The organism is Bradyrhizobium sp. AZCC 1588 (assembly GCF_036924735.1).
GTDB lineage: Bacteria > Pseudomonadota > Alphaproteobacteria > Rhizobiales > Xanthobacteraceae > Bradyrhizobium.
The window spans coordinates 2,273,479-2,286,157 of sequence record NZ_JAZHSC010000001.1 but is presented as its reverse complement, the minus strand read 5'-3'; the positions used below and the strand labels follow the sequence as shown (position 1 = coordinate 2,286,157).

Annotated in this window: 11 protein-coding genes and 1 pseudogene; 7 read left to right on the top strand and 5 right to left on the bottom strand. The window is 63.6% G+C overall.

The features are described 5' to 3' along the window. The first annotated feature begins 99 nt into the window (after window positions 1-99). A complete protein-coding gene (ureG, locus tag V1277_RS10720) occupies window positions 100-732 on the top strand; it encodes an urease accessory protein UreG (RefSeq protein WP_334416121.1) in 633 nt (210 codons plus the stop codon). A gap of 363 nt (window positions 733-1,095) precedes the next feature. Then, entirely contained in the window at window positions 1,096-2,754 is a 1,659-nt protein-coding gene (locus V1277_RS10715) for an HWE histidine kinase domain-containing protein (RefSeq protein ID WP_334416120.1), read from the top strand. Between the two features lie 131 nt (window positions 2,755-2,885). On the opposite strand, the gene V1277_RS10710 is transcribed toward V1277_RS10715, so the two are convergent. Together V1277_RS10710 and V1277_RS10705 are read right to left on the bottom strand one after the other, a co-directional pair. After that, on the bottom strand, window positions 2,886-3,434 hold the full coding sequence (locus V1277_RS10710) for a sigma-70 family RNA polymerase sigma factor (protein WP_028349310.1): 549 nt from the start codon (window positions 3,432-3,434) through the stop codon (window positions 2,886-2,888). Then, a complete protein-coding gene (locus V1277_RS10705; protein ID WP_028349309.1) occupies window positions 3,434-3,625 on the bottom strand; it encodes a NepR family anti-sigma factor in 192 nt (63 codons plus the stop codon). The genes V1277_RS10710 and V1277_RS10705 overlap by 1 nt, the downstream gene beginning before the upstream one ends. Window positions 3,626-3,939: 314 nt before the next feature. Between V1277_RS10705 and V1277_RS10700 the strand changes: the two genes are divergently transcribed. The 5 genes and pseudogenes from V1277_RS10700 to V1277_RS10680 all read left to right on the top strand — a co-directional run bounded on the left by V1277_RS10700 (window position 3,940) and on the right by V1277_RS10680 (window position 9,152). Continuing rightward, window positions 3,940-4,746, top strand: coding sequence for a response regulator (locus V1277_RS10700; RefSeq protein WP_065747466.1), 807 nt, complete (start codon window positions 3,940-3,942; stop codon window positions 4,744-4,746). A 148-nt stretch (window positions 4,747-4,894) separates the two neighbouring features. Then, window positions 4,895-5,894, top strand: a pseudogene (locus V1277_RS10695) (DUF808 domain-containing protein). Window positions 5,895-6,185: 291 nt separating this feature from the next. Beyond that, window positions 6,186-6,800: a LabA-like NYN domain-containing protein gene (locus V1277_RS10690; protein ID WP_442894572.1), complete on the top strand. Its 615-nt coding sequence runs from the start codon at window positions 6,186-6,188 to the stop codon at window positions 6,798-6,800. 432 nt (window positions 6,801-7,232) lie between these two features. Further along, window positions 7,233-8,507, top strand: a complete 1,275-nt coding sequence (locus V1277_RS10685) for an MFS transporter (RefSeq protein ID WP_334416119.1) — start codon at window positions 7,233-7,235, stop codon at window positions 8,505-8,507. 228 nt (window positions 8,508-8,735) lie between these two features. After that, a complete protein-coding gene (locus V1277_RS10680) occupies window positions 8,736-9,152 on the top strand; it encodes a hypothetical protein (RefSeq protein ID WP_334416118.1) in 417 nt (138 codons plus the stop codon). A gap of 1,164 nt (window positions 9,153-10,316) precedes the next feature. On the opposite strand, the gene V1277_RS10675 is transcribed toward V1277_RS10680, so the two are convergent. From V1277_RS10675 to V1277_RS10665, 3 genes are all read right to left on the bottom strand, one after another. Beyond that, entirely contained in the window at window positions 10,317-10,766 is a 450-nt protein-coding gene (locus V1277_RS10675) for a hypothetical protein (RefSeq protein WP_334372648.1), read from the bottom strand. Window positions 10,767-10,884: 118 nt separating this feature from the next. Then, on the bottom strand, window positions 10,885-11,244 hold the full coding sequence (locus V1277_RS10670) for a DUF883 family protein (RefSeq protein ID WP_334416117.1): 360 nt from the start codon (window positions 11,242-11,244) through the stop codon (window positions 10,885-10,887). 66 nt (window positions 11,245-11,310) lie between these two features. Beyond that, window positions 11,311-12,414, bottom strand: a complete 1,104-nt coding sequence (locus V1277_RS10665; protein WP_334420333.1) for an AI-2E family transporter — start codon at window positions 12,412-12,414, stop codon at window positions 11,311-11,313. Window positions 12,415-12,679 lie beyond the last annotated feature (265 nt).

The following is a 12,679-nucleotide window of genomic DNA, read 5'->3' as shown; positions in this document are numbered from 1 at the left end:
CATTTTGCGAAGGTCGTCGGCCACCGCGATTCATTGCGGGGCCGCGGCGTATGGGTCCCTGCGTTCGCAGGGACGACGACAATCGAGAGAGCTGCGCACATGTCTAATTCTCACGGCCCGCTTCGGATCGGCGTCGGCGGTCCCGTCGGCTCCGGCAAGACCGCGCTGATGGACCTGCTTTGCAAGTCGATGCGGGAGCGTTACGACATCGCCGCCATCACCAACGACATCTACACCAAATGGGACGCCGAATTCCTGGTGCGCTCGGGTTCGCTGACGCCGGATCGCATCGCCGGCGTCGAGACCGGCGGCTGCCCGCACACCGCGATCCGCGAGGATGCATCGATGAATCTCGCGGCGGTCGCCGACATGCGCGCGAAATTTCCCGATCTCGATCTGGTGCTGATCGAGTCCGGCGGCGACAATCTCGCCGCAACGTTTTCTCCCGAACTCGCCGATCTCACGATCTACGTGATCGACGTTGCCGCCGGCGACAAGATCCCTTCCAAGGGCGGCCCCGGCATCACCCGCTCGGACCTCCTTGTCATCAACAAGATCGACCTGGCGCCTTACGTCGGCGCGTCGCTGGAGAAGATGGAGACTGACGCCAAGCGGATGCGCGGCGAGCGGCCGTTCGTGATGACCAATTTGAAGAAGAGCGAGGGGCTCGATCGCATCATCGGCTTCATCGAGACCAAAGGCGGCCTGCGCCCGGCCGCAAAGGCCCGGTAGGCCCGGGGTAGCCGGCCCCGCGGGGCCCGGATGAACAGGCGGATGAACAGGCGGCCGAACGAGCGGCCAGGCCAGCGGCGCATTAACATTAATGCTCGGTCCGCCGCCGCAGCCCTCGGATTTGTCCGTCCGCGCCGGAACCAAATCGACGCTGTCAGATTATCACCTTCTGGCGCCGCCAAATCAGCGTTAACGGCTGCCGTGTTGTGTTTGCCCGCTGCCAAGCTGTCAGTTGCGTGCTGATGATCGCTCCGTCATATTCGCCGCGCTTGGCCTTCGCGCTATTGCCACGTGTCTCTGCCCCGGCAGACCTCGAAATGCTTCCAATACGTCTTCGCCAACACGTCATTCCTGAGTAAGCGAGTGGTTCGGCTGGGCTTCATTATCGGCTTTATTGCCCTGATCGGAGTTTTGCTCTCCGGTCTCGCAGCCTATCGCGTCCACGAGCAGGAACTGGCGATCGACGGCATCGCGCTATCGCGCGCCATCGACGTTCATGCCAGCCTGGTGCAGGACCGGCTGACCGAGCGCGAATTGCTCGCACGCGTTGCATCCGGCTTGTTTCGCTCACCCTCAGTAGTGAAGGCCAACATGCTGCAGCCGCTGCGCTCGGCGATCTATGCCTTCAAGACCGATTTCGTGAGCGCGTTCTGGATCGCGCGTCTCAAGCCGGGCGATCTGGCGGCCGCGCAGGCGGAGCTAAAGGGGGCCGGCTTCACCAATCCGACGATCAGGGATTTCGACGACAAGCCGCTGGATCTCCGGACCATCAACAGGCCGATCGACGTGCTGATGGATCTCGAGCCGCGCAGTCCGGACACGCTGGGTTTTCCCGGCCGCGCCTACGACCGGCACTCGGTGATCGGACCGATGCTGGCGCAGGCGGCGGCAACCGGCAAGCCGCTGGCGTCGGACCCGATCCCGCTGTTGCGCCAGCACGGGCCGATCGGTCTCGTGCTGGCGTCTCCGATTCTGCTGGAGGGCAGTTCGGAGCCGGCCGGCTTCGTCACCTTTTCCTACGAGCTGGCGCCGCTGATGCTGACCGATGACGACCGCTCGCTGTTCTCGGTGGTGTTGAAGGACCCGGATGACGCCAACGACGAATATGTCGCCAACGACCAGGGTGTCATCACCCTGCGGGCGGTGAGGCAGGGCGATCCGTTGCCGTCGGTGGTGCGGACGGTGACGTTCGGCGCCCGCGACTGGTCGCTCGCCTATTACGCCAAGAACAACGCCGCGCAGCGTGCACAGCAGACCGCGATCGTCGTGGCGGCCATTGGGCTGGCGCTCACCGGCATCGTCTGCGGCTTGTTCGGCTATGTCGCCTACAACAATCTGCGGCTCAGCCGCGAGATCCAGGTGCGGATCGGTTTCGAGCGGCGCTTGACCGCTGTCATCGACGAGCTCAACCACCGGGTCAAGAATATCCTGGCCGTGATCCAGTCGATCGTGACGCGCACGCTGCGTCACGGCTCCGACATGGATGTGGCACGCGAGCTGTTGATCGGCCGCATTCATGCGATGTCGAACGTGGTAACGCTGCTCAGCGAAAGCCAGTGGCAGGGCGTCAAGCTCAAGGGCCTGTTCGAGTCGCGCGCGATCCCGCATGCCGACCGCATCGTCGTCAACGGCCCGGATATCGCCGTCAGCGCGCGCGCCGCGCAGTCGCTCTCGCTGTTGTTTTTCGAGCTGGCCTCGCACTCCGATGAGGGCCTGTCGCTGGTCGGCAAGCACCCGCATATCGTCGCGAACTGGGAAGTCTCAGGCGAGGAGCCCGACACGATCTTTCATTTCCGCTGGGAAGAGTTCAACACCAGCGCGGCGACACGGCGCGAAGACTCGGATTTCGGCCTCATCCTGCTCGACCGCGTCGCTCCCGAAGCCCTCGGCGGCACCGCAAAGCGCTACTTCACCGATGTCAGCTATGTCTACGAACTCATCGCGCCGATGGCCACGGTGGTCGACATGACCGAGCGCGACCGCACGGGCGAGATTTCCGCGCCGGTACGGCCGGTAAAGTAGGTCACGCTCCGTTCGCCTGTCGTCCCTGGTTCGCAGGGACGACAACGTTGAAGGCATCACGTCAAGGTTTCGATAGCGACAAAAAAGGCGGCCGCTCGGGCCGCCTTTTCCGTGTCGTCTCGATCGCGTCATCAGCCGCCGTTGCCGCCGATCACGGCGCGCACGGTCTCGTCAGGTCCGAAATCCTCGGCGCCCTCGACATAGAGCAACGCGGAGAGTTTCGAGCGCGCGCGGTTGACGCGGCTCTTGATGGTGCCGACCGCGCAGCCGCAGATGGCGGCGGCGTCCTCGTAGGAGAAGCCGGAGGCGCCAACCAGGATCAACGCTTCGCGCTGGTCCTGCGGCAGCTTGTCGAGCGCTGTGCGAAACTCCTCGAACTCCAGATGCGCGTTTTGCGACGGCTGGGTCTTCAAAGTTTTCGCATAATTGCCCTCGGCGTCCTCCACCTCGCGCCGCCGCTTGCGATAGTCCGAGCGAAACAGGTTGCGCAGGATGGTGAACAACCAGGCCGGCAGGTTCGAGCCGGGCTGGAACGAGTCGATGTTGGCAATGGCGCGCAGCAACGTCTCCTGCACCAGGTCGTCCGCACGATCACCATTGCCCGAGAGCGAGATCGCGAACGCGCGCAGGCTGGGTACCGACGCCAAAATGTCGTCGCGAAGAGAGTCTGTGAGAGGCATTAGTCCCTCCCGTCTTCTTGTTTGTCGATTTGGGCCGCCGCCGCCTCCGGCCCATCGAGCTTCCGGATCAGCTCCGCAAAGCGGTCCGGCACGCCCTGTCGGACCACATCGTCGTACATGGCGCGGAGCTGATGGCCGATCCTCGATTGAATCTCGGCATTGAGCCCGCCCTGCTTTTTTGCTTCCTTCATGGTCTGATCCACGCTTCCCCGAGAGTTAATTCTCTGTGGTTTCAAGAGGTTACCTCGAAATTGGGCCTAGGCCGCCGCGTTATAGGTCAGAGGCTAATGCGAATATCTGCGGATGGTTCCGAAATCTGGGAACCTTTTTTGGAACTTTTTTGCCTTCCGCGAGTAGTCGGGGTGACAGGGGAACCGGGTCCCCCCGAATCGAGCCTTAAAAAACTTTTAAATTGGCGCCGGACGCGGCGCACGAGGTTACGTCCGCCCAGATGCGACCCTAAGTAACGGCCATGGATACGGCCCAAGACAAGGATGGAATGGGGATGTCCCGATCACAGCTCGTTGCTGAACATCTGCCGCTGTTGCGGCGCTATGCCCGTGCGCTCACCGGAAACCAGGCCTCGGGCGATGCTTATGTGGCCGCCATGCTGGAGGCCCTGCTGCAGGATGCCTCGCTGCTGGATGAACGGTACGGCCCGCGCGCCGGGCTGTTCAAGCTGTTCACCCAGATCTGGAATTCGGTCTCGCTCAACGACAATCCTGATGTCGCGACATTGGCGCTGCCGCCGGAGCGGCGGCTGTCGAACATCACGCCGCTGCCGCGGCAGGCGTTCCTCTTGCTGTCGCTCGAGGGCTTCTCCGAGGAAGAGGTAGCGTTCATTCTCAATACCGACATCGCCGAGACCCGGCAGTTGACGGATACCGCCGGCCGCGAGATGGCGGCCGAAATCGCTACCGACGTCCTGATCATCGAGGACGAGACCTTCATCGCGATGGATCTCGAGAGCCTCGTGAAGAACCTCGGTCACAATGTTATCGGCGTCGCCCGCACCCATGCCGACGCGGTCGCGCTCGCCAAGAACAAGAAGCCCGGCCTGATCCTCGCCGACATCCAGCTCGCCGACGGCTCGTCGGGCCTGGATGCGGTCAATGAATTGCTGCGCGCGTTCGAGGTGCCGGTGGTGTTCATCACCGCTTACCCCGAGCGCTTCCTGACCGGCGAACGCCCCGAGCCCGCGTTCCTGATCTCAAAACCGTTCCAGCCCGCAATGGTTTCGGCGGTCGCGAGCCAGGCGCTGTTCTTCCAGCGCAACTCGCGCAATCGCACCCCGCGCGCAGCCACCGGCTGACGGGAGCCTTGTAGCGAGAGCAGTAACGATCCGGCGCGCTCAACTAGCGCGCCGGATTTTTTGCGGTCATAAACCGCAAGGCTTGAACCGCAAGGCTTGAACCGCAAGGCTTGGGGCCGCGAATCAAATGGTGTGGGGGTAGAATTCGATGAGTATCGGGCTGATCGGCCTTCTCGACGATGTCGCTGGTATCGCGAAGGTAGCTGCAGCCTCCCTCGATGATGTCGCCAGCCAGGCCGCCAGGGCGGGCTCAAAAGCCGCAGGCGTTGTGATCGACGATACCGCGGTCACGCCCGGTTACGTGATCGGGTTCGAGCCGAAGCGCGAGCTTCCCATCGTGGGCAGGATCGCCGCAGGATCGCTGCGCAACAAGCTGTTGATTCTGCTGCCAGCCGCCTTGGTGCTGAGCTACTTCCTCCCCTGGACGATCACGCCGCTGCTGATGCTGGGCGGCGTCTATCTTTTGTTACGAAGGGGTCGAGAAAGTGCTCGAAGCGGTCATGCCCCATCAGGCACATCAGCATGAGGCCCAGCTCGGCTCGGTGGCGTTGAACGCTCAGTCGATCGAAGACGAGAAGGTCGCAAGCGCGATCAAGACCGACTTCATCCTTTCAGCCGAGATCATGGCGATCACCCTGGCGGCGCTCCCAGCGGGGAGCATTTGGAAGCAGGCGCTCGTGCTGGCGGTCGTGGCGATCGGAATCACCGTCGCCGTGTATGGCGTGGTCGCGCTGATCGTGAAGGCCGACGATGTTGGCGTTGGTCTGGCGCGGAGCGACCGCGCCTCGGCTGTTGGCCGCGCACTCGGACGCGGCATTGTTCGCAGCATGCCCGTACTGCTGAAAATCCTCAGCGTCGTCGGCACCGCCGCCATGATCTGGGTGGGCGGCGGCATCATCCTGCATGGCCTCGAGGTCTACGGCCCGCCCGCGATCGAACACGCCGTCAAGGCGGCGGCGGAGGCTGCGGCGCACGCGGTGCCGCCCATAGCCGCGATTCTCGAATGGGTGGTTGAGGCCGCCATCTCCGGTGTCATCGGATTGCTGGTCGGCGCCGCATCGATTCCGGTCGTCGGATTTGTCGTCGCGCCGGCGTGGAAATGGCTGAAGCATTTTCTGCAACGCGGTCAGAACAGGTCGGCTCAGTGAAGAGCCGCCGGTTTGCGGCGGAAGAGGTTAAACCTTCGTATAGTCGGTCCATCCGTTTCGATACCGGCGGCTTACCTCGGTACAATTGAGCTCGGCGCGCATGCACCTTAACGTTGGCGCGTCGAGGCAGGATGTATATCGACTAAACTACTGGCGCAGCGCGCGATTGTTCCTCCCGGTCGTCGGCGCCCCTGCCTCGTCACCTCGGTCAGCTTTGGTACCTAGAGCGTGCGGGCAAGCCTTTAGCGAATGCTCGCTCGATCGGCGTCCCCTTAAATGAGAGGCCAGTGTCTGATGATGCCGTCCGACAGAATTGCGCTCTTTATCGATGGCGCCAATCTATACGCGACCGCCAGGACACTCGGTTTCGACGTCGACTACCGGCGGCTGCTTGAGGAGTTCCAGGGCCGTGGCGCGTTATTGCGCGCGTTCTACTACACGACCATTGTCGAGGATCAGGAATATACATCGATCCGTCCTCTGGTCGATTGGCTCGATTATAACGGCTACACCGTCGTTACCAAGCTCAGCAAGGAATTCACTGATGCCAGTGGCCGCCGCAAGGTGAAGGGCAGCATGCATATCGAGCTTACCGTCAATGCGATGGAGCTCGCCGAGCGTATCGACAGGATGTTTCTGTTCTCCGGCGATGGGGATTTTCGCTCGCTGCTGGAGGCGGTGCAGCGCCGCGGCGTGCACGTTACTGTCGTCTCGACCCTGACCAGCCAGCCTCCGATGGTGGCTGACGAACTGCGGCGTCAGGCCGATGCCTTCATCGAGCTTGCGGAATTGAGGGCAACGATCGGGCGCGATCCGTCCGAGCGGCCGCCGGCACGCGACATCCGTCAGCAGTTGCCGCCATTCGCAACGCGCGGAGCGATCAATGGCGGCGGCATCGCGGGATGACTTCTGATTGGTCGGTTGAACCGCGGGCTGCGGACTGATCCGAGTTGTTGTTGCGTAGAGTTGGAATGCCCGCTGCACGGCCTTTCTTTTTTGTGCACGCGGTCTGTGAAGCAGTTCACCTCCGGCTTGTGAGGCCGGCGGTATGATTGCTTCTCCTGATACGCCGCGGATCCCGGAATTCCACACGCTGGGACCGGCGACCGCCGGCGTTACCGTGTTCTCGGCCGGGCACCTCCCCCTGGCTAGGGCCACCAGCTTCGATGTGTAAGCTGGTCGGACTATCCGGCGCGCCACCAGCGTGCCGGATTTTTTTTCGGACAATGCCGTGCGCGCACTGGAGGCTACCAATCGGTTCGATTGCTTGTTGAACTGCGCGCCGCGCCCGCATAGGCTCGTTGCAACGAGAAAACAAACGGAAACGTTCCTTCACCGATGCAGTCCGCCGAGCGGCCTTTCCCCCACCGCCGGGGCCTCATCATCGTTGCGACATTGGCGACCGCCTATGTCGCCAGCCATTTTTTCCGCGCCTCCAACGTCACCATCGGCCTCGATTTGATGCGCGATCTCGCGATCGGGCCGGAAGCGCTGGGGGCGCTGACCGGCGCGTTCTTCTTCGGCTTCGCCGCGATGCAGATCCCTTGCGGCTTCTTCTTCGACCGTTTCGGGCCGCGCTATACCGTGGTCGGCATGCTGATCGTGGCCTGCATCGGCGGTGCGATGTTCTCGCTGGCGCCGAGCTGGCCGGTGCTCTTGACGGGCCGCGCGCTGATGGGCGCCGGCTGCGGCGTGATGCTGATCGGCAGCATGGTGGTGATCTCGCGCTGGTTCCCGCCGGATCGTTTCTCCACGCTAACGGCGCTCGTGCTGTCGATCGGCCTGCTCGGCAACCTCGCCGCCACCACGCCGCTCGCCTGGGCATCGCAGGCGGTCGGCTGGCGGCCGGTATTCGGCGCCGTCGTCATCTTCACCGCGCTCGCCACGGTCGCGATCTTTCTGGTGGTGCGCGACGCGCCGCCCGGCCATCCCTTCCTCAGCCGCAAGGCGGAGCCGCCCGGCGAGATGCTCAACGGCCTGATCGAGGTGCTGCGCAATCCGCGCCTGAAGCCGATCCTGGCGCTGAACTTCTGCAACTACGCGTGCACCTTCACCGTGCAGGGCCTGTGGGGCGGCGCGTTTCTGCGCGAGGTGCATGGTTTGAGCCCGATCGCGGCCGGCAATGTCCTGCTCTGCGCCGTGATCGCCTACCAGGCCGGCATGCTCGCCTTCGGCCCGCTCGACCGCCGGCTCGACACCCGCAAGTGGATCGCCATCGGCGGCACCTCGGCGATCATTTTGCTGCTCGCGATTCTGGCGCTGTTCTCTCACCCGCCTGCCTGGCTACCGATCGGCGCCATCGTCGCCATGGGCTTCTTCTCCGCCTCAAGCACCATGGTGATGACCCACGGCCGCGGCATCTTCCCCGACCGCCTGATCGGCCGCGGCATCTCGACCATGAACACATCAGTGATGCTCGGCGTCGCCTGCATGCAGACGCTCTCCGGCATCATCATCGGCGCGTTCGAGCCGCTGGCGAATGGCGCGCGCACGGAGGACGCTTATCGCGCGCTGTTCGGCACGCTGACGCTGGTGCTGATCGTCGCGGTTGCGATTTACAGCCGCTCGCAGGACGTGAGGCCGAGTGAGGAGATGAAGGCGGCTGGGCGGTAGTTACAAAAAAAGCAGGGTGCGACCGGCATCACCACGGTCGCACCCTACGTCGCCGGTCAATGGGGCAGGGGGAATAACCGGCTGCCGGGATGACTCCGAGCCCCCGGAGTCGTTCCATGGTGCCGCAAATATTTTTCATACACGGTTAAGTGATCGATAAGCGCCGGACCTACGGCTACTCGGTTCGGGTTGTGTTCGTGATCGCCATGGGGCGAGGGACACAGAGCCATGTCACAGATTTTCAAAGCAATTTTTGCCCTTCTTGCCGTCTTCGTCACGTTTGGCGCCGTTCAGCTTGCTTCCGGTCACGATCTCGCCAGCCGGCTGAAACTCGCCGCGACCGCACCCGGAACAGACATCAACCGCGGGGCAGACATCAACCGCGCCGCCAAGGCCGACCGCGCGGCGGTCAAAGCCGCGGCGGGCCAGACCGAGACGATTACCATCCGGACCGTCGGCCTCGAGGACACGTCCGTGGTAGTCCGTGTTCCCGTGGTCCAAGAGGAGGCGCGGAACCGTCCGGCGCCACCAGCCAAGCCAGACAACAAGCCCGGCAAATCGAAGACAACGATCGCCTGCGAACCGCCCGTCAGCGTGTTGACCGAAGTCGCAAAACTGCTCCAGCCCGGCCGCTGCGTGACCTGAGGCATCGTATCCGCCAAACGAGATCTGTAGGGTGGGCAAAGGCGCGATAGCGCCGTGCCCACCATCTATCACCGGGCACGTTTCCCGATGATGGGCACGCTTCGCTTTGCCTCCCTGCGGCACTTGCTCACCCTCCCCTGGAGGGGGAGGGTCGGTTCGCATGAGCGTAGCGAAATGCGAAACGGGGTGGGGTGATCTCTCCACCCGGGCACTGATCGTGAGGTGAGACCGTCACCCCACCCCGCCGCTTCGCGGCGACCCTCCCCCTCCAGGGGAGGGTGAGCAAGCCGCGGCTGTCGCAGTTGTAGGGTGGGCGCTTTGCTCACCCTATGATTTCTGTGACTTTGTCTGTGACGACCCCTGACGGGGCAAATCACTTCTGATTTTCCGAAATGGTGTCAAGCCCAGGAATCAAAAATATTCCGCTTAACATGACGGGCAAATCAGTCGCATAACTCCGTCCGTCTCACCCATTGAGGGGCGCTCGCGATCGTCACGACCGTGCGGTGAGATGCGATGGACGCGGATGGCGCGCTAGACGTAGGCGCCGGAGGCGTACGGCGAAGTCGTGTGGTTCTGGCGCCGCGGTGCTGGCGTTAAGTTGGCGGGAAGTGTCCCGCCGACGACGGAGGCAAAAGAGCCGTTCTCCGGGGAGAGCACGTTATAAGCCGTAAAGCCATTGCGCAGGGAAGGCCGGGATGCTCCCGCTGTACCTGTATGCTCGTGTGCGCTTTTGCTATGCGCAATTGCACACGAGACCGCGGGTGCAGCAAGCACCCGGTCTTCCCTGCGCCCTCAGAACGAGAGGGCGGGAAGTTGATGGCAAATCTCGGGCGCCATGCGCCGCGAGAATGCGGAGTCATATTCAGTTGTCATCGCCCGGCTTGACCGGGCGACCCCAGTATCCCAGAGACGTCAGTGATAGAACCGAGAAGCCGCAGCGTACTGGATCCCCCGCCTTCGCGGGGGACGACAGTGGTGTGTGCGTCGCTATCTCCGCGTCATTGCGAGCGGAGCGAAGCAATCCATCGCGCCGCGCAAACGGAGGAATGGACTACTTCGTCGCTGACGCTCCTAGCAATGACGTGGATGGGCTGCAGCGCACTGGATGCGCCGCGTGCTCAGGATGTGACAGCTTCACGATCTCACGACACGCGAGTTCGCCTACTCCGCCGGCGCTTCGCTCTCGCCGCTGCTGGCGTTGGCGCGGCTTGCCAAAAATCCCAACGCCAGTCCGCCGATTGCGAGAATCGGGATCAGCTTCTTGACGCCGATGGCGCGGATCACCTGGATGCCGGTCGCGACCAGCACCGGATCGGACAGCACGGCCTGCGCGGTGGATTTCGCCTTCGCCGCCTGTTTGGCGCGCGCCTCGATCTGCCTCTTGCGCACCATGTACCAGCCGGCCGCGATCAGCGCGACCACGAAGAAGATGGCGGCACCGGTGAGGCAAGCCTGCACGGGACCGTACCGCTCCAGCACGAACACGAAGGCCGCTGCGCACAGAAAGGCGGCCGTGACCAGCAATGCTATAGCCGCCGCTGCCGCCAGCGAAGTCAGCCGCAACGCGGTGCCGGTCGATTCCTTGAAATCGTCGATCAGTCGCTGAAACATGGCCACGCCTCGATCTGAAAACCGCGTCAACAAAACACGCCGCAGCGCTCCGTCGCCACGGGAATGCAAGAGGCGATGCAAGGCATGGCTGCCCGGCGCCCGCGATCGGTCGCCAAACCTACCTACGCCACGCCACGCCGATCAGAAAGCCGATCCCCAGCGCCACGGCGACGGTTGCCAGCGGACGCTGCGTGATGGCGTCTTCCAGCGTCTCCTCGATCGAAGAGGCCGCGTCTTGGGCTGCGTCCATCATCGCGCTGCCGCGCTCCGACACGTCGTCGACCGCCTGTTCTGCATTGGCGCGCGCCTGCCTGTAGCCGTGCCGCGCCTGCTTGCCGGCGGTGCCGGCAAAACTGCTCAGCGCGTCGGTGATCTGCTCGGTCAGGGCTGCGATATCGTTTTTCACAGCGGTCACGTCCTTCTGCAGGCGCTCGTAGGTCGCTTTGTCCGTCAGATTCTTCATTGCGGCGTCAGACATCGAAAGCTCCCGGGTACTGAGTTCATTCGCGGAACAAACGCTCCGCCGAATGGGAAGTTCCTCGCCCTAGTCCTCCGGCAGTTGCGGCGAAGCCGGCGGCATCAAGTGCTCCTTCACGATCAGTGCGACGATCAGAAGCGGCGACGACAGGAACGCGCCCATCGGGCCCCACAACCAGGTCCAGAACGCCACCGCCAGGAATACTGCAAGCGCGTTTAGCGCCAGCCGGCGGCCGACGATCGTCGGCGTCAGGAAATGGCCTTCCAGGAAAGTCATCGCGGCGAACATGGCCGGCGCCAGCAGCCCGGCGCTGATGGTCGGGAATGCGACAAGGCCGACCACGACCAGCACGGCAAACATCGCCACCGGGCCGATGATCGGAATGAAATTCAGGATCGCCGCCAGTGCGCCGAGACTGGCCGGGTTGGGCATGCCCGTGACCGCGCAGATCAGCCCGGTGGCGATGCCGACGCCGGCATTGATCATGGTCACCACCAACAGATAGTTGCCGAGATGCTCCTCGATCTCGTTGAGGATCCGCAGCGTCCGCAGCCGCCACGCCCGCTCGCCGAAATTCAGGATCAGGGCCCGGCGCAGGTCCCGCCAGCTCGCGATGAACAGGATCAGCGTTGCGATGAACAGCAGGAATTCGGCAAAGGTCGGCGACAGGAATTCCAGCGTCGGCTGCACCCAGTCGACCTTGGGCAGATGCAATGTCGTCAGCGTATCGGGCCCGCCGAGCATGCTCTGCAGCTCCTGCCACTGAGCGAGCGGCCGGTCGAACACGCGCAGCTTGTCCCTCAAGAGCGCTCCCAGCTCCGGAAGCTTGCTGCTCCATTCGATTGCGGGCGAGGCGATCAGACCGACCATGAAAGCGGCGGCGGCGCTGGTGGCCGCCACGATCAGTACCGCGGCGACCGCGCGCGGAATGCGGTAGCGCTCCAGGAAGCTGGCGGCCGGCGACAGCATGGTCCCGACGATAAAAGCCATCGTGATCGGCAGAAGGAGCGGCTTGGCGAGATAGAGACCGGTAATGATGCAGATGACCAGGAGGCCGACGAGCGAGATCGCCACCAGTTCAGTGCGGCGGATGACCGGCGGCTGCTCTGCCTTGCTGTCGGGGATCGGCGCGCCTTCGTGCCCGTTGGGAAGCTGGCGTTCGCCGGGCAATGGCTTTGTCGGCTGAGATTTGGAAGCCAAAGGCTTGGCGGGCGAACGCTTGGGTGGCGGCGGCTTGGTGGGAATGACGCTCACAAATGGTTTTCCCTCGCCCGAAGCTGCGGTGACACGGCAACAGCGACGTCGCAAACCGGACTGGAATCAGAACGTGATGTGGAGGCGCGGGTTCCATCGCGCAGGCGTGAGCGGTGCCGCGCGTGGCGCGATGCGCAGCGGCGCCGACGGCACGGAACCGCCGGCTCGCGGCGGCGTTTGT

Excerpts from the sequence above, each read along its gene's own strand:
- ureG (WP_334416121.1), top strand. The coding sequence starts at position 100 with ATGTCTAATTCTCACGGCCCGCTTCGGATCGGCGTCGGCGGTCCCGTC.
- V1277_RS10710 (WP_028349310.1), bottom strand. The coding sequence starts at position 3,434 with ATGCCTCTCACAGACTCTCTTCGCGACGACATTTTGGCGTCGGTACCC.
- V1277_RS10705 (WP_028349309.1), bottom strand. The coding sequence starts at position 3,625 with ATGAAGGAAGCAAAAAAGCAGGGCGGGCTCAATGCCGAGATTCAATCG.
- V1277_RS10700 (WP_065747466.1), top strand. The coding sequence starts at position 3,940 with ATGTCCCGATCACAGCTCGTTGCTGAACATCTGCCGCTGTTGCGGCGC.
- V1277_RS10685 (WP_334416119.1), top strand. The coding sequence starts at position 7,233 with ATGCAGTCCGCCGAGCGGCCTTTCCCCCACCGCCGGGGCCTCATCATC.
- V1277_RS10680 (WP_334416118.1), top strand. The coding sequence starts at position 8,736 with ATGTCACAGATTTTCAAAGCAATTTTTGCCCTTCTTGCCGTCTTCGTC.
- V1277_RS10675 (WP_334372648.1), bottom strand. The coding sequence starts at position 10,766 with ATGTTTCAGCGACTGATCGACGATTTCAAGGAATCGACCGGCACCGCG.
- V1277_RS10670 (WP_334416117.1), bottom strand. The coding sequence starts at position 11,244 with ATGTCTGACGCCGCAATGAAGAATCTGACGGACAAAGCGACCTACGAG.